22 protein-coding genes and 1 pseudogene are annotated in these 25,009 nt (G+C 37.3%); 13 read left to right on the top strand and 10 right to left on the bottom strand.

Annotated features, from left to right (window positions below; genetic code table 11):
* Nucleotides 1-264 precede the first annotated feature (264 nt).
* Nucleotides 265-2,358 carry a bifunctional arginine dihydrolase/ornithine cyclodeaminase gene (gene argZ, locus H1P_RS05985; protein ID WP_144865109.1) on the bottom strand — a complete coding sequence of 698 codons (2,094 nt, stop codon included), beginning with the start codon at nucleotides 2,356-2,358 and terminating at the stop codon, nucleotides 265-267.
* A gap of 184 nt (nucleotides 2,359-2,542) precedes the next feature.
* On the opposite strand from argZ, the gene H1P_RS05990 reads away from it, so the two are divergent.
* Nucleotides 2,543-3,922: a protein kinase domain-containing protein gene (locus H1P_RS05990; RefSeq protein ID WP_144865111.1), complete on the top strand. Its 1,380-nt coding sequence runs from the start codon at nucleotides 2,543-2,545 to the stop codon at nucleotides 3,920-3,922.
* Nucleotides 3,923-4,021: 99 nt separating this feature from the next.
* Here the strand turns inward: H1P_RS05990 and H1P_RS05995 are convergent, their stop codons facing one another.
* A complete protein-coding gene (locus H1P_RS05995; protein WP_186375857.1) occupies nucleotides 4,022-4,588 on the bottom strand; it encodes a metallophosphoesterase family protein in 567 nt (188 codons plus the stop codon).
* Nucleotides 4,589-4,755: 167 nt separating this feature from the next.
* On the opposite strand from H1P_RS05995, the gene lnt reads away from it, so the two are divergent.
* On the top strand, nucleotides 4,756-6,339 hold the full coding sequence (lnt, locus tag H1P_RS06000) for an apolipoprotein N-acyltransferase (RefSeq protein ID WP_144865174.1): 1,584 nt from the start codon (nucleotides 4,756-4,758) through the stop codon (nucleotides 6,337-6,339).
* 322 nt (nucleotides 6,340-6,661) lie between these two features.
* Nucleotides 6,662-7,405, top strand: coding sequence for an HpsJ-like protein, cyanoexosortase A-associated (gene hpsJ-A / locus H1P_RS06005; protein ID WP_144865115.1), 744 nt, complete (start codon nucleotides 6,662-6,664; stop codon nucleotides 7,403-7,405).
* A gap of 200 nt (nucleotides 7,406-7,605) precedes the next feature.
* Here hpsJ-A and pirA read toward each other — a convergent pair whose 3' ends face one another.
* Nucleotides 7,606-7,767 (bottom strand): arginine synthesis PII-interacting regulator PirA, encoded by a 162-nt coding sequence (gene pirA / locus H1P_RS06010; RefSeq protein ID WP_484133487.1) that lies wholly within the window; start codon nucleotides 7,765-7,767, stop codon nucleotides 7,606-7,608.
* Nucleotides 7,768-7,888: 121 nt separating this feature from the next.
* Between pirA and H1P_RS06015 the strand changes: the two genes are divergently transcribed.
* Nucleotides 7,889-8,674, top strand: a complete 786-nt coding sequence (locus H1P_RS06015) for an SAM hydrolase/SAM-dependent halogenase family protein (protein ID WP_144865119.1) — start codon at nucleotides 7,889-7,891, stop codon at nucleotides 8,672-8,674.
* A 138-nt stretch (nucleotides 8,675-8,812) separates the two neighbouring features.
* Here H1P_RS06015 and H1P_RS06020 read toward each other — a convergent pair whose 3' ends face one another.
* Nucleotides 8,813-10,282 carry a leucyl aminopeptidase gene (locus H1P_RS06020; protein ID WP_144865121.1) on the bottom strand — a complete coding sequence of 490 codons (1,470 nt, stop codon included), beginning with the start codon at nucleotides 10,280-10,282 and terminating at the stop codon, nucleotides 8,813-8,815.
* A 140-nt stretch (nucleotides 10,283-10,422) separates the two neighbouring features.
* On the opposite strand from H1P_RS06020, the gene H1P_RS06025 reads away from it, so the two are divergent.
* Entirely contained in the window at nucleotides 10,423-10,884 is a 462-nt protein-coding gene (locus tag H1P_RS06025; RefSeq protein ID WP_144865123.1) for a CBS domain-containing protein, read from the top strand.
* A gap of 256 nt (nucleotides 10,885-11,140) precedes the next feature.
* Here the strand turns inward: H1P_RS06025 and H1P_RS06030 are convergent, their stop codons facing one another.
* Complete coding sequence (locus tag H1P_RS06030) at nucleotides 11,141-13,411, bottom strand: APC family permease (protein WP_144865125.1); 2,271 nt, start codon at nucleotides 13,409-13,411, stop codon at nucleotides 11,141-11,143.
* Nucleotides 13,412-13,582: 171 nt separating this feature from the next.
* Here H1P_RS06030 and rpsO point away from each other — a divergent pair, with 171 nt between their 5' ends.
* Nucleotides 13,583-13,852, top strand: coding sequence for a 30S ribosomal protein S15 (gene rpsO / locus H1P_RS06035; protein ID WP_144865128.1), 270 nt, complete (start codon nucleotides 13,583-13,585; stop codon nucleotides 13,850-13,852).
* A gap of 198 nt (nucleotides 13,853-14,050) precedes the next feature.
* Entirely contained in the window at nucleotides 14,051-14,299 is a 249-nt protein-coding gene (locus H1P_RS06040; protein ID WP_144865130.1) for a DUF7219 family protein, read from the top strand.
* 275 nt (nucleotides 14,300-14,574) lie between these two features.
* Here the strand turns inward: H1P_RS06040 and H1P_RS06045 are convergent, their stop codons facing one another.
* Nucleotides 14,575-15,309: a 2-phosphosulfolactate phosphatase family protein gene (locus H1P_RS06045; RefSeq protein WP_144865132.1), complete on the bottom strand. Its 735-nt coding sequence runs from the start codon at nucleotides 15,307-15,309 to the stop codon at nucleotides 14,575-14,577.
* Nucleotides 15,310-15,453: 144 nt separating this feature from the next.
* Here H1P_RS06045 and H1P_RS06050 point away from each other — a divergent pair, with 144 nt between their 5' ends.
* A complete protein-coding gene (locus tag H1P_RS06050; protein WP_186375858.1) occupies nucleotides 15,454-17,049 on the top strand; it encodes a DUF1565 domain-containing protein in 1,596 nt (531 codons plus the stop codon).
* 44 nt (nucleotides 17,050-17,093) lie between these two features.
* On the opposite strand, the gene bioD is transcribed toward H1P_RS06050, so the two are convergent.
* Complete coding sequence (gene bioD, locus H1P_RS06055) at nucleotides 17,094-17,801, bottom strand: dethiobiotin synthase (protein WP_144865136.1); 708 nt, start codon at nucleotides 17,799-17,801, stop codon at nucleotides 17,094-17,096.
* A gap of 536 nt (nucleotides 17,802-18,337) precedes the next feature.
* Here bioD and H1P_RS06060 point away from each other — a divergent pair.
* Nucleotides 18,338-19,321 (top strand): ribose-phosphate pyrophosphokinase, encoded by a 984-nt coding sequence (locus tag H1P_RS06060; protein WP_144865138.1) that lies wholly within the window; start codon nucleotides 18,338-18,340, stop codon nucleotides 19,319-19,321.
* Between the two features lie 290 nt (nucleotides 19,322-19,611).
* On the opposite strand, the gene lepB is transcribed toward H1P_RS06060, so the two are convergent.
* On the bottom strand, nucleotides 19,612-20,208 hold the full coding sequence (gene lepB, locus H1P_RS06065) for a signal peptidase I (protein WP_144865140.1): 597 nt from the start codon (nucleotides 20,206-20,208) through the stop codon (nucleotides 19,612-19,614).
* Between the two features lie 6 nt (nucleotides 20,209-20,214).
* Between lepB and H1P_RS06070 the strand changes: the two are divergent.
* Nucleotides 20,215-21,539, top strand: a pseudogene (locus H1P_RS06070) (dihydroorotase).
* Between the two features lie 53 nt (nucleotides 21,540-21,592).
* On the opposite strand, the gene H1P_RS06075 reads toward H1P_RS06070, so the two are convergent.
* Nucleotides 21,593-22,804, bottom strand: a complete 1,212-nt coding sequence (locus tag H1P_RS06075; RefSeq protein ID WP_144865142.1) for a glycosyltransferase — start codon at nucleotides 22,802-22,804, stop codon at nucleotides 21,593-21,595.
* Nucleotides 22,805-23,065: 261 nt separating this feature from the next.
* On the opposite strand from H1P_RS06075, the gene rpmF reads away from it, so the two are divergent.
* Entirely contained in the window at nucleotides 23,066-23,242 is a 177-nt protein-coding gene (gene rpmF / locus H1P_RS06080; RefSeq protein WP_144865145.1) for a 50S ribosomal protein L32, read from the top strand.
* A 123-nt stretch (nucleotides 23,243-23,365) separates the two neighbouring features.
* Nucleotides 23,366-23,962: a sulfite oxidase-like oxidoreductase gene (locus tag H1P_RS06085; protein ID WP_144865147.1), complete on the top strand. Its 597-nt coding sequence runs from the start codon at nucleotides 23,366-23,368 to the stop codon at nucleotides 23,960-23,962.
* Between the two features lie 81 nt (nucleotides 23,963-24,043).
* On the opposite strand, the gene rnc is transcribed toward H1P_RS06085, so the two are convergent.
* Entirely contained in the window at nucleotides 24,044-24,754 is a 711-nt protein-coding gene (rnc, locus tag H1P_RS06090; RefSeq protein ID WP_144865149.1) for a ribonuclease III, read from the bottom strand.
* A 117-nt stretch (nucleotides 24,755-24,871) separates the two neighbouring features.
* On the opposite strand from rnc, the gene H1P_RS38805 reads away from it, so the two are divergent.
* Nucleotides 24,872-24,997 (top strand): hypothetical protein, encoded by a 126-nt coding sequence (locus H1P_RS38805; RefSeq protein WP_281291100.1) that lies wholly within the window; start codon nucleotides 24,872-24,874, stop codon nucleotides 24,995-24,997.
* Nucleotides 24,998-25,009: the final 12 nt, after the last annotated feature.

A 25,009-nucleotide genomic window follows, 5' to 3' on the forward strand; every position in this document is an offset into this window, starting at 1 on the left:
TTAATAATATAATTTTTACTTATAATTAAGAGAGTATTTTAGTGCAAAAGTACTGATAAAAATGGTGATTCTAAATCATTTTGGGGTTTGGCGATCGCGCCAATTAAACACTTGTCCATCCACTGAAAATACCCAAGACACATAAATCTTGGGTTTAGGCGTTTCGCGAAACGGAGGGGCTGTGACTCGAATCGAATTCGAGTCCCTGAAAGCCCCGTCCCCTACAAACAATCTGTCTTAACTAAAAACTGAAATGATATAAACTCAACCAACAGCATAAGGGCTGGTTAAACGTTCTAATTGATTTACTAAGAGGCTTAAAAATAAGCCAACATCAGTTACAATACCAATTGATTCTAGCGAACCACGATCGCTTAATTTAGTTACTACCGCAGGATTGATATCGACACAAACCATTTTTACTCCCGCAGGGGTCATATTACCTACACCGATAGAGTGCAACATAGTAGATAACATCAAGATCATTTCTGTCCCTTCTAACAGTTGGGCGTATTCTTCCTGTGCTTTGATTAAGTCCATTTGGGTATCGGGTAAAGGACCATCATCGCGAATTGAACCAGCTAAACAGAAGGGTACATCGTGCTTGACGCATTCGTACATAACACCTTTGGGTAATGCTCCTGCTTCTACGGTTTTCGTGATGCTACCGTAACGACGCACTGTATTAATTACTTTGAGGTGGTGGCGATGTCCTCCTCTGACGGGAACACCTTTTTGCATATCTACACCTAAAGAAGTACCCATGAGGGCTTGTTCGATATCGTGAACAGCGATCGCATTTCCGCCGAGTAATCCTTGAACATAACCTTCACGAATCAGGTGAGATAAGTGCTTTGCACCTCCTGTATGGATGACAACGGGTCCTGCTGTAACTACTACTTTACCACCGCGATCGCGTATTCGGCGTAATTCCCAGGCAATTTGTTCGACTACTAATTCTACTCTTCTTTCACTGGATACTCCTGCACCCATAAAGCTGAATTCTTCGTTGGCTTTTTTTTCTCTTACTTCGGCTTTTCTAACGGTACGGATACCTTCTACGCCGACAACAACAGCATCATCTTTTTGTAAATCTCGTAATATTTTACATTGGGCGGTTTTGTCTTGAACAACTATCGCCCCATCCATACGTTGTTTTTGAACTCTAATCCATTCCCCATTTATTTTGATTTCTGTGGGATAAATATTAGTAACGTAAAAGTCATCAGGAGCGACTCCATCTAAGTCGCAAGTTTCTATTTCGGCATCTTGGGAGGTTTCTGCGGAGGTTATTGCACCCAAATCAAGCAACTGAGAGACAATATCTTCCATAACTTCATTAGAAGGTGCAGAAATTCGCACATCCGCAGCCGAAGTACTCTGTCTTTCGACACCCAAATTAAAATTGAGAACTTTAAAACTACCGCCATTCTCGATAATGAGATCGAGGGTTTTATTCATCATCCCCGCATCGAGTAAATGTCCTTCGAGGTGAATCACACGACTCGCTACAGGTTCATTTGCGTGGACATCTTCTAAAACAGGTTCGTTAATTCTTAGGGTAAGACATTTAGCTGCGCCTCCTGCTTTGAGAAATTCCGTGAGGGGAGTTTCAATAACATTAAAACCAGCATCTCCTAGCTGTTTTTTCAGGGTGTCACTGGCTTTATTCATCACCACATTTTGCTCTACATTTACCGAGTTGCAAGCAAAATTAATCGCGTCTGTTTCTTCTATGGCAATCCTTTTTTCTGCGGGTACACGCTTTTCAATCAGGTGATTAGAATAGGAATCAAAAGCACCTGGGTAATAAAGTAAATAACCCCCAATTAGAGGACAAAAACAGGTATCTAAATGGTAAAAGCGATCGTCTATTAACCGTAACGATAATACTTCAATGTCTAACCACTTGGCTAAATAAGAGTGAGAATCCAACTCAGAGCGAAAGCCGTAACCAGCCCATAACCAACGCCCTTCGCGATCTAACAGTGCATCTCCCGCACCTTCAAAGGGTAAATCGCGGGGTAACTCATGAACCTTAAAACCATTATCGGCAAACCACTGTTTAAAATAGGGTTCTTCCCCTTGACGTTCGGGATGGTAAAAACGAGAAACTACTGCATCGTCTCCTAATATTAGCCCTGCATTGGCAGTAAATACCATATCAGGCACACCTTTCTGGGGTTTAATTAAATCTACCTGTGCTAGTCCTTGCAGCACATGATATAGTTTATCCCATTGTTCGACAGCGCGATCGCGAGATGATTTATGGACGTTTCCCTCCATCCAAGGATTAATTACATAATCTACATCGTAGTGATCTGGGGCGCACATTAAAATACGAATTGAGTCAGTCATAATACTTGTGATGGGATTGGCGAGCAAAATTTTACTAATTAATAACCTTTGGTTTGATTTCCAGAAGTTGCAATTTTTATTTTATTTGCCGTTAATAAGCAGCTTATAATAATAACATTTATAAGGATTTTAATTCTATAGGTATATATTCCCTTTTTACTTGATTGTCATCAAAATTTAAGACATGATATCTATTCATCAATTAGGCGATATTATTGCTAAAAAATATAAAATTATTAATTTTTTAGGACAAGGTGGAGCAGGAACTACTTATGAAGCGAAAAATATCAATAATTCGCAGAAAGTAGCTATTAAAGTTACTTCTTTGCGTCAAATAAAAGACTGGAAGATTTTAGAATTGTTCGAGAGAGAAGCTAAAATTTTAGCCAACTTAAATCATCCAGCTATACCCAACTATATAGAGTATTTTCATCTGGATACTACAGGCGATCGCTATTTTTATTTAGTAAGAGAATTAATTGCAGGAAAATCTTTATTTGATTTAGTAGAAAAAGACAAAGAATTTAAAGAAGAAGAAGTAAAACAAGTAGCCATTCAAGTAATAGATATTCTTAAGTACTTGCATCAACAATCACCTCCTATAATTCATCGCGATCTTAAACCACAAAATTTGATTAAAAGCGAAGATGGTAAGTTATTTTTAGTGGATTTTGGTTCGGTACAAGAAGTTTATCGTCAAACCCTTACTGGTGGCACTACTTTTGTGGGAACATTGGGTTATATGCCACCAGAACAATTAAGAGGACAAACCAGTTTTGCTTCTGATTTGTATAGCTTAGGTGCAACTTTATTATTTTTATTAACCAAGAAATGTCCTGATGATTTACCTCAGCACAGAATGAAAATAAATTTTCGTTCTCAAGTCAACATTTCTGATAAATTTGCTAATTGGTTAGATAAGCTACTTGAACCTATTACAGAAGAAAGATTTCAATCTGTTGAAGAAGCATTAGAGGCTTTTTACAGTGGTAATAAATTTCCTCAACCAGCTAAAAGCCCGATTATTTTAAAGAAAACTCCTGGTAATCTAGAAATAGATATTCCTTTACATGGAATTGAAGGAGAACGACTAAGTAAAAATAATATACAATCTGGATTATTTATTTTTTCTCTTAATATTGTTTTTGGCTTTATTTCTCTTGTATCTTACGTGGCATTTTTAGATAAATTTAAGGTAATTATTCCTTTTTCTGGACTAGCTTACTATATGTTTGTTTTTCCTTTTTGGGTTGCAATACTTTCAATTTTAGGCAGCTTCTTATTTCAAAATTTTGGTCATATTTATATAAATATTAATCACGAATATTTTAAAGTTAGCAAACGTTTTGGGGTATTTGGAATATCTCAAAGAGGGAAAACACAGGCAATTCAAAAAGTTGAAGGTAGATCGAGCGATTACGAAATTAGAGGATATAATTTAGTTTACTGTGCTATTGAAAGTGAAAAAAAGAAAGAAGTTCATTTTGGATTAGGACTTACTTTAGAGGAGAAAGAATGGTTAGTCATGGAAATTAGAGATTTTTTAGCAGATTACATCAAATAAAAAATATAAAGATAAAAATTGCCCACTCTACTTGAGAAAAAATTAGAAATCCTAGTCAATAATTTTATTTTATTTATATTTTTATAAGTATTTATTTATTTATAAATCAATTATTTTTTCAATTTCAATCCGATTCTGTGCTATAAATTTGTAAAAAGATACATAACTTGCATGAAAATTTATGGTTACAAAACCTGGATGATGTTCTTTTTTAAGAGTTCCCGCATTAATAATAGTTAAATCTTGAAAGCTACGCACCATTGGGCAATGACTATGACCATTAATCATGTACTTATATTTTTGTTCTTTAATTAATTTTTGCAAATCATAGTTCACCTCAATCGCATATCCATAATCATCAGGTTTTACCATTGCCATATCATTCTTATCTAGACCATGACATAATAAACCTAGACCTTGTGATGTGGAAAATTCAAAAGTTGTGGGCAAATATTTTAAAAATGATTGCGATTTTTTAGTAAGATTATCTAACGATGTGGCATTTTTTAATTGTCTCATTTGATTGTTTAAAAGCCATCTTTCGTGATTACCTAAAACAGAAATAATTTTTTCTGCTTGTAATATTTGACAACAACGATTGACATCATTCCCTCCATCCACAATATCACCTACACAAAAAATATTAAAAATATTTTGCGATCGCAAATAATGGATTGCTTTTTATAATAAAATATCTTCTCCGTGAACATCTCCGATTATGCCAACAGTATCAAGTTTCATAACTTTAATAGATGAATAGCTTATTGCTTTTAAAAAAAACAAAATTAGCAGATTTTAAACAATTAATTATAGCTTTAAGTAGCGGTGTCTTAATGGGATTATCTCCTGCACCGCTCAATTTATGGTTATTAAGTTGGATCGCTTTAGTTTCTTTATGGATTTTTATTTTTCAAGATAAAAAAAGTTATCAAGAAGTTGCTTTAATCGGATTTACTTGGGGTTTTGGTTATCATGGTTTAGCTTTATTTTGGATTACTGGGGTGCATCCGATGACTTGGATGGGAGTACCTTGGTTAGCTAGTTTATCTATCGCGATCGCTGTTTGGTTAGCAATTAGTTTTTGGGGTGCTTTTTTAGTTAGTTTATGGACAATCATTTGTAGTTTTATTAATCGAAAATTTTTAAAAGTAAATCGAGATAATACAGTTATTTTTATAATTACTAGAGTATTGATAGGAGTAACTGTCTGGTGTAGTTTAGAAACTTTATGGAGTTATGGCTCTTTGTGGTGGAGTTCTTTAAGCTATACCCAAAGTCCAAATAATTTGGCAATTTTACAGTTAACTAAGTTTTCAGGTTTCAATACGGTAACGGCTGCTATTGTAGCGGTTAATGGATTATTGGCAGAAGCAATTATCTTAAACCAGGTAATTCTTAAAAAACAAATAAATTCAGAAAAAACTTTCTCTATTCCCCACAACCTAAACTCGACACCTAAGCAGAATATTCTCATATCCAATAAAGTAAAACCACTTATTTGCTTACCCATAATTTTATTTTTCGGGTTACATATATGGGGTTTATGGCTATATAATTACCCAATTGCTAAAGATAATTTAGAGCCAATTAAAGTTGGTATTATTCAAGGAAATATACCCAATGAAATCAAACTGTATTCGGAAGGTTGGGTAAAAGCGATTCAAGGCTATACAAAAGGTTACCAGAAATTAGCACAACAAAAGGTAGATGTAGTTTTAACACCCGAAACAGCCTTACCTTTTTACTGGAATGATATTACAAATAATAGTGATTTTTATCAAGCAGTAATAAAAGCGAAAGTTCCTGCTTGGGTAGGTGCATTTGGACGAAAAGACACAGATTATACTAACAGTTTATTTACCCTGACAGGAGAAGGCAAAACTTTAAGTCGCTATGATAAAACAATTTTAGTACCGCTAGGAGAATATATTCCTTTTGAACCCATTCTCGGCAAAATAATTGATACTTTATCTCCTTTAGAAGCCCATCTCCAAGCAGGAAAACCAGAGCAAATTTTTGATACTCCCTTCGGTAAAGCCATTGTGGGAATTTGCTATGAATCTGCATTCTCTCAACACTTTCGCCGTCAAGCAAGAGAAGGGGGCGAGTTTATCATTACAGCTTCTAATAATGCTCACTATAGCAGAGCTATGCCCGCCCAACACCATGCTCAAGACGTAATTCGAGCTATTGAAAGCGATCGCTGGGCTGCAAGAGCTACCAATACAGGCTATTCTGCCTTTGTCGATCCTCATGGTAATACTCTTTGGAGATCGGCAATTAATCAATATCAAATTTATGCAAACACTATTTATCGGCGACAAACCAAAACTTTGTATGTGCGGTGGGGAGATTGGTTAACAATACTGTTATCAGTTATTAGTATGGTTGTAATAGTAAAAAAACGTTTAGTTTAAATTATTAGTTTTTTGAGATAAATTTTAGCCATTAATTTTAGCTACATTAAATTTTGTGACAGCAAATGCTCTTAATGCCGAAGATTTTGTAGCCGAAAGCTAGAAAACTTACATTTGAGACTAAAAAAAAAGATAGTCTTAACTTCAGCTAGTAATTAAACTGAATAAAGTGTTGGTATATATCTGTAATTTTGCGGATAATTTCAGCGGTTTTTCGGCAATAGCTTCCGTGTTTATACTCTTTTGACTATAAAAATACTGAGTTATAACTGTATCGTCTTTATAAAGTATTCTACTAATTTTGATAAAGCGATCTTAAATAATGCTGAAAAATCTTATTCCTAATGTTTCTAATCAGAAAAATAACAGAAAAACCAAAAGTATTTTAACTAACGAATCGATTGAACATCAATCCTATGCTTTTGTTTCTTTGGTAGGCTATGTAATTCTAGGGTTAATTTTCTTTGACTATATTCACCTTCTCATTCCTCCTCAGTTGTTTAATCCTAACTGGGAGATAGAAACTATTGGCAGAATTATTGAATCAATTTGGATCCTGTTATTAGGATTTATGCTGATCTTTTTCCGAACACAGCAAAGAAAGATTAAATTGGGAGAGTTAAGAATACTTTCTTTTCTATCTTGGATGACTTTAATGATAGCTATTGCTTGTTTTCTAGCTGCACCTTTATTAATTAGTAATGCTATTCGTATCAACCAAACTAATAAAGCACAAATAAATGCTCAATTAACTAGCCAAACTACCCAGGTAGAAAAGGTATTTACCCAAATAAATCAAGCTAGCGAGCAAGAACTTAGTGCTGTCTTAAAAAATAATCAAAATCAAAATTCTATAGATTCTACTAAAGAAATAAAACAGCAACTAATAGATGTTATTCAACAAAAAAAACAAACTGCTAGCGAACAACTAAATCAAAGTTTAAAAAGTAAACAAGTTAAACTATTCAAGACAACTTTTAAATGGGTATTGGGTGCAATTATTTCAGGTATTGCGTTTGTTACTGTGTGGAGATATACTAGCTGGGCAAGAAATATTAAAGTGTAATATATTTTGTTAATTGTTAATTGTTAATTGTTAATTGTTAGTTGTTAGTTGTTAGTTGTTAGTTATCGTTAATTTTCTAGCTTGAAATTTTCAGTTAATTTGTAATAATAAAGATCGCATCTTCTTAAGATAAAGTAGAGAATGTGCGATCTTTATTTTGATTTTAACTTTACTTTTTCTAGATACTAATCTCGAAGATTCTAGTTTAGATGAAGGTAATTAGCCTCTGCTTCTAGCTGTCTGATTAATTTATCGTTACCTTCTGCTCTAGCAGACTCTAAACGGCGTTGCAGACTTTTTTTTAGCGTTTGACGATAATTGAGGGCTGCTTTTTTTAGTGTTTCTTGGCGGTTTTTGTTCATGGTCGATCTTACAATTAAAATAACTAATGTCATTGATATTAATGTTATCTGATTATAACATTTTTCTTATAAACCGTATATTTTGTAACTGAAATTTAATAAAAAATACTCTTTAAATGCCATGACTCAACCAAAGCTGATTACTATGTTAACTGATTTTGGCTGGCAAGATGTTTATGTGGGAGTAATGAAAGGAGTAATTGCTAGTATCGATCCCGATATCTCTGTCATCGATTTAACCCATGAAATTCCGCCTCAAGACTTAATGGCAGGAAGATTCGCTTTAATGAATGCTTATGCTTATTTTCCTACTGAGACAGTTCATATTGCCGTAGTCGATCCGGGAGTGGGTAGTCATCGTAGGGGAGTAGCAATTCAGTTTGCGGGAGGATTTTTGGTAGGAGCAGATAATGGTTTGTTTGGCGGTATACTAAGTCAAGTAAAAGCGATCGCAGTAGTAGAATTAAACAACAGTCAATATTGGCGTACCCCAAAACCCAGTACTACTTTTCATGGTAGAGATATTTTTGCCCCAGTTGGCGCACACCTAGCCAGTGGAGTAGCTTTAAAAGAGTTAGGAACAGAAATCTCAATTGATAGTTTAAGGCAATTACCCTTATCCCAAGTTACTGTCAGTGACAATAAAATTATTGGCTGTATTCAATATATTGATGTTTTTGGTAATTTGATTACTAACATTTCAGGACAGGATTTACAACTAAAGCAAAAAGTAATAATTAAAGAACAACTAATCCCTTGGGGAAAAACTTACAGTAATGTTCAAGAACAAGAACTAATTGCTTTAGTAGGTAGTCACGATTATGTAGAGATTGCCGTTAACTGCGGTAATGCCCAACAGAAATTACAAGTAAACGTTGGCGAAAAAATTATTATTACACCTTCATGAAGCTAGAGGCTATACTAAATCAGTATTGAGTCAATATAGATTGAAAACCCTGTGAGATAGCCTACAAATCATCGATCTATCTGGACTTAAAAAGCCGTAAAGACGCAGTATACTACGCCTCTACAACTAATTAAGAGATTAACTCAACACCCAATTAACCAGAGTTTTAACAGGGAAACCAGTACCACCCGCATTATTAATTCCGCTAGGTTTATCAGACCATACAGGGCCAGCAACATCAAGATGCGCCCAAGGGGTTTCTTTGATAAATTGCTTCAGGAATAAAGCTGCTGTTATTGAACCACCAGCACGGGGACCAGTATTTTTCATATCGGCAATTTTGGACTTCAATCCTTCAAAGTATTTGTCTTCCATGGGTAATTGCCAAAATTTCTCTCCTGCGGATTCGGCTGCGGTTTTTAGTTCACCAGCAAGAGATTCATCGGTACTCCACATTCCTGCGATATCATTACCCAAAGCCACGATACAAGCACCTGTTAAAGTAGCCAAATCAACGATCGCATCTACTTTTAGAGATTCGGCATAAACTAAAGCATCAGCCAGGGTTAAACGCCCTTCTGCGTCGGTGTTGTTGACTTCGATGGTTTTACCATTAGCAGCTTTCAGGATGTCTCCTGGGTGCATGGCTTTCCCACTAATCATGTTTTCGGTAGCTGCACAAATAAAGTGAACTTCCACATCGGGTTTGATTTGAGCGATCGCTTTTGCTGCTCCTAAAGTAGCTGCACCGCCTCCCATATCCATTTTCATGGTTTCAATGCCACTACCACCTGTTTTGAGGTTTAAACCACCAGAATCGAAGGTTAAGCTTTTACCCACAATGGCTACTTTACGTTTTGCTGTACCTGCTGGCTTATAAATAAGGTGAATAAATTTAGGAGGAATATCAGAAGCTTTAGCGACTCCTAAATAGGCTCCCATTCCTTGCTCAAAACTTTCACAGTCTGCTTGTTCTAAAATTTTGATTTCTAAACCGTATTCATCCGCTAACTTTTGGGCGGTTTCTGCCATGGTAACGGGGGTTACTTCATTGGCGGGGGCGTTAACTAATTCTCTAGCTAAAATAACTCCAGATACAATAGTTTCCCCTTGAGAAATGGCTGTATCTTGCCCTGATAAGCCTAATATTTCAACGGTTTCTAGTTTAGGTGTCTGATTTTCGACATCAGATTTAAAACGATTATCTTGATGTAATGCTAAATGAATTCCTTCGGTAATCGCTTGAGTAATTGCTGCTGAATCTCCTTCGATAGGTAGGCTAATACCCAAATTTTTATCTTTCTCTGCCGAACGTGCGATCGCTGCTGCGGTGCTGCGATAACTATCTACATTTAAATCTTCTGCTTTGCCCAAACCCACTAGAGTTAGCTTACGAAAAGCTTCATTACCGCTAAGACGAGTGGTTACTGTACTACCAGATTTGCCTTTAAATTCTTCTTCGGCGATTAACTCACTAATTACACCAGATAACTTTTCATCCAGTTGCTGTAAATCCCCTGTAAGTTCTGTTGCTTCTTCTAAGATACCAAGGGCTAAAGTGCCACCAGTCCAATCTAATAATGGGGTTGCGGTAGTTTTAATTTGCATTCTTGTTGTTGAGTTTCTCTGTATTCCTTTATCTATTTTGACGAAAAAGTCGGTCGATTTACTTTTTTTTGCAGAATTTTCTTTGATTCACCTACAACACCGTTAAATTACAATGGAAACAAGAAACTAGAGGAAATAGTATGAGCAAAACTGTAGCGGATGTCATGACGGCGGATGTCATAACTGTAAAACAGGAAACTCCCCTAACTGAAGCAATTAAAATTCTGGCAGAAAAGAAAATTAGTGCCTTACCTGTGGTAGATGATTCAGGCAAATTAGCGGGTATTCTTTCCGAAAGAGATTTAATGTGGCAAGAATCTGGAGTAGAAGCACCTCCCTACATTATGTTGCTTGATAGTATTATTTATCTGCAAAATCCTGCTCAACACAATAAAGAAATTCACAAAGCATTAGGGCAAACCGTCGGGGAAGTAATGGGAGGTATCTCTTTAACGATTGAACCCGATCAACCCGTCAGAGAAGCTGCACGTCTCATGCATAGTGAAGAAATACGTCGTTTACCTGTAGTTAACGAACAAAAGCAAGTAATTGGCATTATTACCCAAGGGGATATTGTTCGTATGATGGCGAGTGATTATTAAGGAGTCAACACCCTAGGAACAAGGATACCAAACAAGCAAAAAGGATTGAGAGCTAAAAGAGTGAAAAGCAGTCTGTCAGAGGCAGTACTGCACGATCTCCTAAATTTGCTTGAAACCAATTTTTCCTTTTTAGCAAGCAATAGACTTCTTGCACCCACTCTAACAAACTCTGGTTGAGTGAAGTCACAAATCAAAACCTATGATTTTTAATTTATTTGTGCAAGAGGTCTAAATATATTATTTAGCGTAATTCAAATTAACTGTCGTTTAAAACTTCGCCAAAGGCAAAACCAGGAGCAGCAAGAACAAAGATTGTAGAAGGTAAATCTACTGCTTTACTACGGAGACTTTCATAATACTCGACATAATCCCGATCTTCTTCAGGGCTTGCCATACCTAAAAAGACTAAATCAGAATTACGAGAATTTTGACGGAGAATTTCGTTAAAAGGACGACCATAAGCAACGATTACTTGAGAATTGACATCTATACGGAGATTTTCAATATATTTACGAATATTTTCTTTAGCTGCGATCGCAGCTATATCATCGGGTACGACTAATTTCAGCGTAATTTTGGCATTGCGCCAACCAATATCAGTAATTAATAGATAAGCCAGCAGGAGCATCAAACTACCATTGGCTTGCATTCCTCCCCACCAAACATCTATACGACGACGACCACCAAAGCCTTGTTGGAGGTTTTCATGAAAAATAACCAGATTGCGCTTACTAGCATGAATTTGAGTGAGTGCTTGACAAAAATTAGGTCGTCTTTCTATGTCTTCACTATCTCCCATGATGATTGTATTCGGTACAAGAGGCCCTAAACCATAGGTTTCTACCAAGCGCATTGCTCCCTCAAAAGGATCGTCAGCCGAAACGACTCTGACTAAGGCTCTCACTCCTCTTTTTTGCAAATAATTACGGATTGTTTTTTCGAGCTTAATCTGTTGTCCTAAATCCCTTGAATCACTGGGTAAAACGCTGGAAACCGTCATTAAACTGCGATTATGGCTAAACGCATCAGCTAGCTCAATTAAAGACCATCTTTTTTGTGGTGCGCCAGATAAGACTAAAATTTGAGGTCGCCAGTTTTTGGTATCATCTTCTTCTGCCATCTGAAAGATCGCAGTACCAATTAATGCCATCCACATCCCACGACGAACATCTCCCCAAGTGGCACGCAATTCTCGTTGTTGTAGCCAAATATAGATCAGTGACACAATTACCGCAGCTATCACAGTAGATCGCACATCGATCAAAAACATGACCCATAAACAACCCACTGCACCCAAAACGGATAAAGACCAATGAACTCTAAAAGTAGGACGAAAAGAGGGACTCTGCAAAAACCCTTCTACCCCCGCAGCGACATTTAACACCAGGTAAGTAGTTAAGAAAAACATACTAAGAATGGGTGCAATTAAATTCAAATCCCCTACACAGACAGCAGCGATCGCTACACCTAGAGATACTAATGTACCGTTACGGGGTGCATCTTCTGCTCCATGACCATTACCCAAAGGATTAAACAGACTGGGCAACACGCCATCTCTAACTACTGCTTGTAAAACTCTCGGCGCACCTAAAATACTGCCAATAGCACTACTGAGAGTCGCCCCCCATACTCCTAATAAGATTATTGGGCCCCAAAAGGATATTTTTTGCATGATGAGAGGTTCAGCAATCAAAGTCGCGCTGTCCACTCTCCAGGCTAAAAAGATCGGCAACAGCATATAAATGACATAGCCCGTGCCTACGGCTGCTAAAGTTCCTGTAGGGATTGATTTAACAGGGTCTTTTAAATCTCCTGACATATTGACCCCTGCCATGATACCCGTTACCGCAGGGAAAAATACCGCAAATACCGTCCAAAAAGGAGCTACTTCAGGGGAGTCAGGAACAGATAGCATCTGAGGTTCAACTCCTGGTAAAGAACCGCCAAAAACTAACGAGAGTAAAGATAAAGCGATAGCTGCCATAATAAAGTACTGGGCTTTAATGGCAATACTGGCAGAGGTGATTGCTAAAACTCCCACAAAAATTGTAATGACTAAAGCCACGTAAGTTTGATTCAAATCTTGGAGATTAAACCCCAAACCAAACAAATTAATCTGAAAATTAGTTTTAACTACACTCTCGGCAAAACCAATGGTATAGAGAGCTACTGAGATTGCTTGGGCGAAATAAAGAGATATTCCTACCGCACCACCTGTTTCAATGCCTAAAGAACGGCTAATCATGTAATATGCCCCACCCACTCTCACCACCTTGTCTGTAGCGATCGCACATACTGATAGAGAAGTCAAAAAAGTAATGGAGGTGGAAATAGTAACAATTAACAGGGTTTTCACTAAACCTGCATTACCGACTACCCAGCCGAAACGCAGATACATAATGACCCCTAAAATGGTCAAGATAGATGGCGTGTAGACACCACCAAATGTTCCCAACCCAGATACTTCAGAAGTGTTGCTACTAATAGCACTACCAGTTTTTGTCACCGAACTAAAAGGAAATTTCACAATCTCAGAAGTAAAGAATAAAGCAAGGACATTATGACAGATGCGGATTTAAGATTGCTAGTGAATCAACCTAATCTCAATATTTTTATTCAAATGTATACCAAAAAAGATAAAAGTCATGATATTATGTGGGTTTGCAGTTTATATTTATTCAACTAATCAAGTAACACTATGGCTTTAACTCAGCAGCGCAAGCAGGAACTTATCGGTGAATATCAAGTACACGAAACTGATACGGGTTCTGCCGATCTCCAAGTAGCGATGCTTACAGAAAGAATTAATCAACTTACAGAACATCTCAGAAGTAACAAAAAAGATCACTCTTCTCGCAGAGGACTGCTAAAAATGATTGGTCGTCGTAAACGTCTTTTAGCTTTTATTCAAGACAATAATGTAGAACGTTATCAAAAACTAATTGCTCGTTTAGGTATTCGTCGTTAAGATTAATTTTACGCTAATTTTTTCTGTTTAAAATAAGAAACAGCATATTTCAGGATGCAGTAATTCATCCCCTAAAACAAATGAGGTATCATTTTGGAGACGGTCTTGATGAGATCGTCTCTTGTTGTTTTAACTGTTGAATAACTCTACTTTTATCAATAAACATTGAGACTTAAGTAAACGTTGAGACAAAACAACATGACGAATGAGCCAGAAAATGCTAAAGAAAAGTTTCTCAATCCTACAAGTAAATTTTACGGTGAGTTTACCCCACAAAATCTGACTTTCAATGCTAATCTTCAAGAGTTTGCCAGTCAGGTTTCTTTAATTTGTGGTTTAGAAACTAATGGAAAAGTTTCCGCAGAGGAAGCATATAATCGCATTAGAAAGTTATGGAAAGAGCTAGAAACATCTAAAAATAATTTACTAGATAATCCTGAAACTTAGTAACCGGTAATAGGTAATAAGCATATTATTTATTTGTATTTTATGCTTTCTCTGTTTTTTTACTAACATTAAATTTATGCTTGTGTATATTACTTTTTACAGCCTCCTAAGTTTCCCAAGATTGGAGAACTTCACAAAATTTATCTTTACTTCCCAAAGTTCCTTTTATCAAACGAATTAACATTACTTATTTATCATTAATGATTTGATTTTTTATCAATAACAATAGAGCGAGGCATCGCCCCACCCTATAACTTAAAATATCAATTTATTACTTATAGTTTTACTAAAACACCTGGTTCTTTTTGAATAGGCAAAATATCCATAATATCTGTCTCAGCACAGTATTTTAAATCATCTTGACAATTTAAGCCTAAAAGTCTCTTACCATGACTAGAATGTTCAAACATGACTAATAAATTATTTTCCCATTGTTTATAAAGAGAAAATGCGCCAACCACCTCATCATTACCTGTAATTTCTGATAGAGAAATATTGTCCTGTTGCACAATCGAATCGACAATTGCACCACCACAAGCAGTATCTTCTATCGAGTAAGTTCCCTGCCATCCAGAGCCTACTATCCAGACGGTTTCAGGTTTCTTGGCTAATAAGTAGTTAACCGCAGCTTGGCGATTGATTTGAGCAGCCGTAATCACAACAGGAGCTTTTTCTACTCTTTGTAATGCACGAGTACCATTGGTGGTAGTCAAAAATAATCTTTTGTCTGTAACAACTTCCGAAGTACAATTGAGAGGGGAATTTCCCAAATCAAAACCTTCTACTGTTTTTCCTCCTCTTTCTCCTGCTCGGAGACGTTTTTCTGCTACCCAAGCTGCTGATTTTGCCATCAAAGTATCGATATCACTAAAAGCTTGAACAGCCTCCGCACCAGCATTTAAAGCCGTAGCAATTGTGGTAGTAGCTCTCAGGACATCAATGACTACAGCGCAATCAGGAAGAGAATCACTGGGGGTTTCTTCAGGAGTATGATAAAGGTATAATTTCACTTAGTTAAATTTAATCAGTAATGTCTAAACTCTCGCAATTATACGTTATTAATCACAAAATTCATGCAACTTGATAAAGTAAAATTTCGTCTATAGAACCCAATAAGAAAAAGTAATCTAATGCTTTCAAGGAGTAGTAAGAAGATGATTGGCGATCGCAATAAGCACAAATACGTTTATGGTTTACTAATATCGGTAATCGTACCTATATCTTCGATAATTCCCCTCGTTACTCAGCCTTCAATTGCCCAAGAAGTGAGAGTTGAAACTACAATAATTTATGTTGATTCTCAGATAGGTGATGATAATAATCAAGGGGCAAGAAATACTCCTTTAAAGACAATTACTCAGGCTTTAAAGATTGCACAAGATAATGCCGTAATATCTTTAGCACCTGGAGATTACAACGAAACAACAGGGGAAAGTTTTCCCTTAATTATCCGCAATAATGTAACGCTTAAAGGTTTGACTGGAGGACAAGGACATAGTGTAGTTATTGAAGGTAATGGTGCTTTCATTAGTCCTACCGCAGCCGAGCAAAACGTTACCATTGCAGCGATTAGAAATGCAGGAACGATTGCTGGAGTTACTGTTACCAATCCTCATGGTAGAGGACATGGTTTATGGATAGAATCGGCAAGTCCCCAAGTATCTGATAGTACTTTTTCTCAAAATGGTAATACAGGATTATCAGTAAATGGTAATAGTAAGCCGATAATTACTAATAATTACTTTCATAATAATTCTGGCAATGGCTTACTAATTTATGGAACATCTCAACCCCAAGTAAAAGGTAATACTTTTGATAGTACAGGCTTCGGAGTTAGTATCGTACAAAATGCAGTTCCCTTATTAGAAAATAATACTTTTAAAGGCAATCGAATTGCTGTAATTTTAGAAGGTAATTCTCAGGGTGTTTTACGCAACAATACTATTACTACTTCTCTAGAATCTGGCTTAGTTGCGATCGCTAATGCTAAAGTTGATTTGGGTATCTCTACTCAACCTGGCAATAACACTTTTCGGAATAATCAAAAATTAGATATTCAAAATATTACAGATCACACAATTAGTGCTACAGGAACAAAAGTTAACGGACAAGTATCTGGAAAAGTTGACTTTAGCAATAATGCCAGTTCTCCTGTTTCTACAGAAGAAGTTGTATCAAACAACAATGAATCCACAGAAAATAACTTTTCCCGCTTAAGAAATAATCCCTTACCCCAAAAAAATAATAATCAAACCGTAACAGTTTCTCAATCTCAAAGAGTAGAAAGCAAACCTCCAGTAGCAGACGGAGAGATATTACCCCCACCACCATCTATCAATAATCCTGTTTCTCAATCTCAAAGAGTAGAAAGCAAACCTCCAGCAGCAGACGGAGAGATATTATCCTCGCCAACATCTGTTGATAATCCTGCTTCTCAATCTGAAGGTAGAGAATATGTCTTTTCTGCACCTGAAGCCGACGGAGGAAGCAATACCGCTCTTGATTCTACTAATAGCTCATCCGAGTTGTTGGCTACTTCTACAACTACTGGTGTCAAGTATCGAGTTCTAGTCGAAGCTTCTAACAACAACCAACAAGCACAAGTAAAATCCCTCTATCCCGAAGCCTTCAGCACTGTATATCAAGGTAAATCGATGTTACAAGTAGGCGCATTTGGCGATCGCTCTAAAGCAGAAACCACCTCTCGTTCCTTAGCCGATCTAGGCTTAAATTCCCATATTTTAGAATAGTAGTGGTTATTTAAGCTTAAATTTCAACTAAACTACCCCATAAATTAAACTATTGTTGATATATTGCGGTGGTTTATTCCCATTAATTCCAAATCCCAATTGGAAGCTATAGCTGCTAAATTATCACCATCGCGAATATCTGCAATATAGGGTAAGGTTCCTAAAACCTTTATTTGAGTTAAAGATTCAATTAATTCTATTGGTGCTAAATCATTTTGTTGTGTTTCATTTTCTGCTGAAGTACAACTTAAAATAATCCCTTTAAGATTGATATTGAGACTTCTTGCAAGAGCAGTATTTGCCACAGCTTGAGCGATCGCGCCTAACTCCACAGGAACAACCAAAATAGTAGGTAAACGCCAATCAGCAGCAATATTTGCCACCGTTAGCTCTTCTGTCACAGGAGAGCCTAAACCCCCAAGAGCTTCTATTAAGACAAAATCTTGTTGCTGTTGTAAACTGACTAAACTTTGCCACACCAGTTTAAGGTCGATAGTTTTTTGCTCCTTAATCGCAGCGATGGGAGGAGCTAGAGGTGCTGTAAACTGTAAAGGAGTCATGACTGTAATCAAATCTTGTTGAGCAAACAACTCTTCATACAATTCGCGATCGCTTACACCCGTTTGCATCAACTTAAGCAAGCCCAAGCTACTGGTAGCTTGATACTTGTGTTGATAATATACTAAGGAAGTAGTCACAAAAGTTTTTCCCACATTTGTGTTAGTTCCTGTCACTAAAAGCGAATTTTTCATTGAATTTGCTGTTGACTCATAAGCTTAAAATACTATAAAGCATTTTGGCTTATTTGTGTTTATTTTTGGTGATTCATGCTAATATCCTGTCGCTACCTTGGCAAGAAATGTTAATTAAATAGAAGAGCAAATAATTACTTAAGATCGAGATTATATAAAGTGGGGATCGATATCGGATAAACATGGATAATTAAGTAACTAAAGTAGAAAAAGGCAGCTTGCGAAAGTCTTAAATATGTCAATACTGTATGATACTGAATCGAGATAAGTATTAAGATCGAAAATATTAGTAGTATGTACTGATGCCTATACTGTGCATTCAAACCTACAATGTAATTGTTTTATTGCACTCAAAAATTTAACTAAAATATAGGACTGTGTGCAGTATTAGTTAAAGTTTTGTATTAAAGGCTATATTTAAGCAAATCGAAAGTTTTTATTGGATTAGCCTTGGCATTTTTCCAATAACATCTATCCTTAAAGTGATAATATTGCCCTGAACTAAATTTCCAAATTCCGTCGTGAGCAATACCCAAATGTTAACGCTTCCGTCTATGGCACAGCAAACTGTGCTGTCGGACTCCAATCGTCTTCGCCTATTTGCGGGTTCTGCCAATATTCCTTTAGCTCAAGAAGTTGCCCGCTATCTAGGGATCGATCTTGGGCCAATGATCCGTAAACGTTTTGCGGATGGAGAACTTTATGTTCAAATCCAAGAATCAATTCGTGGTGCAGATGTGTACCTGCTTCAGCCGACTTGTCGTTCGGTTAATGACAATCTAATGGAATTGATGATCGTTATTGATGCCTGTCGCCGAGCCTCCGCGAGACAAATTACCGCAGTTCTTCCCTATTATGGTTATGCTAGAGCAGATCGTAAAACCGCAGGGCGCGAATCGATTACAGCCAAGCTAGTTGCCAATCTAATCGTGCAAGCAGGAGCGCATCGAGTTCTAGCAATGGATTTGCACTCTGCACAAATTCAAGGTTATTTTGACATTCCTCTCGATCACGTTTATGGTTCTCCCGTAATTCTGGACTATCTGGCTAATAAACAGCTTTCTGATGTGGTTGTTGTGTCCCCTGATGTGGGTGGTGTTGCCCGAGCAAGAGCTTTTGCGAAAAAACTAAACGATGCACCTTTGGCGATTATCGATAAACGCCGTCAGGCACATAATGTGGCAGAGGTGATGAACGTTATTGGTGATGTTAAGGGTAAAACGGCAATTTTAGTCGATGACATGATTGATACGGCGGGAACTCTTTTAGAAGGAGGGAGGCTGCTGCAAAAAGAAGGAGCAAAAGCAATCTACGCCTGTGCTACTCACGCTGTTTTTTCTGAGCCAGCTATTAGTCGTCTTTCTAGCGGTGTTTTTGAAGAAGTAATTGTTACCAATACGATTCCTCTTGTCGAAGAAAATAAGTTTAAACAATTAACCGTGCTGTCTGTAGCAAATCTTTTAGGAGAAGCTATTTGGCGGATTCATGAGGATAATTCTGTCAGCAGTATGTTTCGCTAGGGAAGGGATGAAATATAAATTTTGAAGTATGAATTAAGAAAGAGAAAAAGTTCATCCTTCTTTCTTCATGCTTCATCCTTTAATTTTCAGGATAGATAGGAGTTTCATCTGTTTAAATTTTCTTCATTTTTGGTCACAAACAAATGTCCTCCAATACTAGATTGTTAATGAAACAAGCCTCAATTCTGTTACCAGACGATAATTTTTCCCATATGATATTGGTACTCAAATCAGTAAGATAAGCAGGATTGCCTGAAATTAATTAGTCCTACCTACTTTTTGCCTTTTTTTTAGCTATCAGGATAGATAGGGGTTTCATCCAGAGAGCCGAGACGATTGAGAGGCCAAAAGCGAACTACTGCTCGTCCAATCAAGTTGTCGCGAGGAACAAAACCCCAATAATGAGAATCGTAGCTATTATTACGGTTGTCTCCCAAAACTAAATACTGATTTGAAGGAACTTCCACTGGCCCATATTTATATTCGGGAGATTCATCAATATACTTTTCTCTTAATGCTTCATTATTAACATAGACTGTTCCTCCTTTGACTTCTATAGTTTCCCCAGGAAGACCAATGACTCTTTTGATAAAGGCATCTTTAAAGTTTTGTTCTCTGAGTTTATCCGTAGGAGAAAAAACCACCACATCCCCTCTTTGGGGAGTGCGAAATCGATAACTAATTTTTTCAATGATTAAGCGGTCGTTAATTTCCAGAGTGGGTTCCATAGAAGAGGAAGGAATATAACGTGCTTCTGCAACTAGAGTTCTAATTCCAATCGCCAGAACAAAAGCAGTAGCTAAGGTTTTGGCAATTTCAATAACAGGATTTTCTTCTGGTTGAACTTTCTGTGTTTTGACACCTAAATTTTCATCATTTTTGGTCACAAGCAAATGTCCTCCAATACTAGATTGTTAATTAAACAAGCCCAAATTTTGTTACCAGACGGTAACTTTCTTCAAGGAGATACCAGCCTTGAAAACGGTAAAATAAGCGGGATTGCTCCTGAAATTAGTCCTAGGAAACTGACGAGATTGTTGACGCAACGGGGTTGATTTTGTTGCCTGGAGTGATCGATCCTCAAGTTCATTTTCGTGAACCAGGATTAGAACACAAAGAAGATTTGTTTACTGCTAGTGTAGCCTGTGCAAAAGGCGGTGTTACATCTTTTCTAGAAATGCCTAATACTAAGCCTTTAACAACTACTCAGGCAACCCTAGATGATAAGTTACAACGAGCAGCTAGCAAGTGTCTAGTTAATTATGGCTTTTTTATGGGGGCAACGGCAGAAAATCTTCCTGATTTACGTGAAGCAAACCCTGCTTGTGGTATCAAAATTTTCATGGGTTCTTCTCATGGGGCTTTACTAGTCAGTACCGAAGCAGAAATCGAGCCGATTTTGGCAAAAGGCGATCGCTTAATTGCAGTTCATGCAGAAGATCAAGGACGTATTCGAGAAAGAAGAAAACAATTTAGCGATGTGGGCGATCGCTCTATCCATTCTGTGATTCAAGATGAACAAGCTGCCCTCAATGCCACAAAATTGGCTCTGAAACTCTCCAAGAAATATCAGCGTCGTTTACATATCCTGCATCTTTCTACAGGGGTAGAAGCGGAATTATTACGGCAAGATAAGCCTAGTTGGGTAACCACAGAAGTGACTCCCCAGCATTTGTTACTCAATACCGATGCTTATGCTGAAATTGGCTCTTTAGCCCAGATGAATCCTCCTTTGCGATCGCCTGAAAATAATCAAATTCTCTGGCAAGCTTTACTCGATGGAGTAATTGATTTTATTGCCACAGATCACGCCCCCCATACCTTGGAAGAAAAAGCTCAACCCTATCCTAAAAGCCCTTCAGGAATGCCTGGGGTAGAGACTTCTTTGCCTTTAATGTTGACTCAGGCTAAATCAGGAAAATGCACCATTGCTCAAGTGGCCAACTGGATGTCTACTGCACCAGCAAAAGCTTACGGTATACTCAATAAAGGAGCGATCGCTGTTGGTTATGATGCAGATTTAGTGTTGGTGGATTGGAATAACTATAAACCCGTATTACGAGAAGAAATTAAATCTAAATGCGGATGGAGTTCTTTTGAGGGTTGGGACTTAACAGGATGGCCCATCGTTACCATTGTTGGGGGACGAATAGTATACGAAAGAGGTAATTTTAATACCGATGTCAGAGGTCAGGCTCTTACTTTTAACAAACCATAGGAATCAATGAAGTCACCTAGTAGGGGCAAAGCATTGCCTTGCTCCTACTGAAATTACTTTCCTGCATCCGTAACGCGCCAACTGAGTTTTAGGTTAAACCAGAAGTTCCAACTTGTGACTAGACCTATCGCTACAAAGTTAGCAATGTATCTTCCATAAGTCACATTTTCAAAGACGAGATTAAAGAGAAAATTCAAAATTAAAACATTTAAAATCAACCCAGCTAAACAGACAACATTAAATTTCAAAAAACGTTTAAATCGCTTACTCCAACCTTTTTGTTGACTGGAAAAATCAGCAAAAGTCCAGGCATCATTCCATAAAAAGTTATTAATAATGGCTACTTCTGAAGCCAAAATCTTGCTTCGAGTTAAACCCCAACCTAGAGTGTTAGGATCGCTCAACAGGTAAAGCATCCCCATATCGACAAACACCCCACTGAAACCAACAATTCCGAAGCGAAGAAACCTTTTGATGGGCCAAAGATCGAAGCGTAGTCTCAAAAGATGCTGAATATATTCTATGTACTGTTTCCAAGTAACTTTACTCTCTCCTGCTTGACGCTCTCGAAAGACATATCCCACTTCTGCTATCCAACGAATCGCACCCCTGGCAGTTACCTCAATCAGTATCTTGTATCCTACAGGACTGAGATATTTTCCCACAATGGCATTACGACGCACCATAAAATAACCACTCATAGGATCGCTAAGACGACTAATCACTTCAGGAAGAATAACCAAGCCTAGCATTTGCGCTCCACGGGATAAAAAACGCCGAACAATACTCCATTCACTAACACCGCCCCCCTTTACGTGACGGCTAGCAAGCCCTAAATCTGCTCCTCGCTCCATTTCTGACCAAATTTGCAGTAAAATTTCTGGAGGATGTTGTAGATCGCCATCAATAACTCCTAATATTTCTCCTCTGGCTACTTGCCAACCTCTAATTACCGCAGTAGAAAGCCCTTTTTCTTTTTGTCTCCGCATGACTCGTAATTGAGGATACTGAGGCGTTAATTCTTGAGCGATTTTCCAGGTTTCATCAGGGCTGTCATCATCAACCACAATTAATTCATACTCATTGGGAATAGTACTATCCAATATTTCACTGAGAATTCGCACAATTTCTTGAACATTTGCTCCTTCGTTGTAAGTAGGAATTACTAAAGAAAAACGAATCTTACTCTGGCTATCTTCTGTATTAATAGCAGTGGGTAATATTTCTAAAGAACCTGATGGGGGAGGGATTAAGCTATCCAACATGGAATTTACTGATTTGATTAAACGATGAAGAATTAATATCTAGTTTGGTCGAACGTTAAGCTCTGATAGGGCTTTAATGCTCAATTCTTAACGTCGGCAATTTTTGATAATGCTTCATCAACATAATCTAATTTTCGAGAAGCGACAATAAAGTAGTACTATTTAACTGTTTGAGAGGAGTTTTCAAGCCAAAAAGGAAATTGATTAAACTAAATAATCAACTACAATAGAAAGGTTGTGTTTAATTATTTTTAAATTAATATGGCTGTTCCTAAGAAGAAAACCTCTAAATCAAAGCGCAATAGTCGCAAAGCTCATTGGAAACATAAAGCTGCTGTAGAAGCAGGAAAAGCCTTATCTTTAGGCAAATCAGTATTATCTGGACGTTCCAATAGTTTTGTTTATCCTCAAGATGAAGATGAAGACGAGGAAGAGTAAATTTGTGGTTCTTGATTAAGAATTATTGGTATAGCTAGCTTGGGATGTGTTTCGATCTGTTTGAGCTAGCTATATTTATTATTAGTAGAGCTATTAGCTAATTAAAAATACTGGAAAATTATTATGCCAGGAAAATTTTTTGAAAAACCAGCAGCAGCAGAAAGCGATCGCGTTCCCCCTGGACAATACCTGGCTAAAGGGTTTCCTGTTCTCTCCTATGGAGCAACACCCCAAATCAGCCAAGATAAATGGGTATTTAAGATCTTTGGTCTAGCAAAGGAAAAAACCCTGGGATGGTCGGATTTTATGGCTTTACCACAGCATGAGTTTACTGCCGATTTTCACTGCGTAACTAGATGGTCAAAGCTAGATGTCAAATGGCAAGGAATCAAAGTCTTAGACTTTATGAAATTGGTTGAATTAGAGCGTAAAGCAACCCATATTTTGCAACATTGTTACGGTGGCTATACAACCAACCTCACACTGGAAGATTTCTTATTAGAAGAAAACTTTTTTGCCCACACCCTTGATGGTGAAGCCCTTCCTCCAGATCACGGAGGTCCTATGCGCCTTGTAGTGCCTCATCTCTACGCGTGGAAGAGTGCTAAATGGATTAATGGTATTGAATTTTGTAATCAAGAAAAATTAGGCTTCTGGGAAAAAAATGGTTATCACAGAAGGGGTGAGCCTTGGGCAGAAGAGAGATATGCAGGAAGATAACAGTTATCAGTAATTGTTTGTTGGTTGTTAATTGCTGGTAGCTCGTTGCTCGTTGTTGATTGTTAGTGATTAATTGCTACTTCATTCCTCATCCTTTAAAGCAAAAAAGGCTTCTTTGGCTGCTGCTTGTTCGGCTCTTTTTTTAGAACCGCCTAAACCCTTACCTAATAAGCGATCTCGTAGCCAAACTTCGGAAATAAAACGAGCTTCAGGGGTCTGGAAATTAGGGTTTTCTGTAACCTTATAAGTAGGTAAAATTTTATGCTTTCCTTGAGTCCATTCTTGGAGAGCATCTTTATAGTTTTGTCTTGCAGGATCGTTGCGGACTTCTTCTGCTTGTCTTTTTAATGCCTCATCTAGCCAAGGACGCACCAAGTCCATGTTGTAAGTACTCAGGTACAGCGCGCCTAATACCGCTTCAAAGGCATCTGCTAACCAAGATTGTCGCCCGATGGGGTTTCCTGTAGCATTAGTGCCAATAATGAGATAAGGTTCAATACCGTAACGCTCGGCTAACCCTGCTAAAATGCGATCGCTTACCATTATAGAACGAATCGCTGCAAACTCTCCTACAGGCTCATTAGGATAGGTTTCGAGTAATAATTCTGCTGCTACTAACCTAATGACTGCGTCCCCGACAAATTCTAACTGTTCGTAATTATGAGTAGTAGAAATACTCGGATGAATTAAAGCTAAATCTAATAATTTCCAGTTTACAGGAGCAGTTGCGGGTAAACCAAGCTTGATAATTAATTTTTGTAGTTGTTGCTTTCTTCGAGGGTCTTCAAGCATTTAAACAGGTTATTAGGTTAGAAAGTATAGAATATCATAGCTTGTATCGTTTGTTTTTCGAGTACTTTTGGGAAATCTATAAATATCAAAGTTTAATAATTTATTGATGCATTTTCTATGGTTGCTCAAGCGATAAAAATTAAAAATCCTTCCGATTTTGAAAAAGTTGTTGCGTTACATTTTCAGCGACAGGGCTATGAATTTATTTTGCCCCCTGCTAATACAAAAGGGTATGATATTTAACTTCGTAAAGAT

This window comes from Hyella patelloides LEGE 07179 (assembly GCF_900659865.1).
Classification (GTDB): Bacteria; Cyanobacteriota; Cyanobacteriia; order Cyanobacteriales; family Xenococcaceae; genus Hyella; species Hyella patelloides.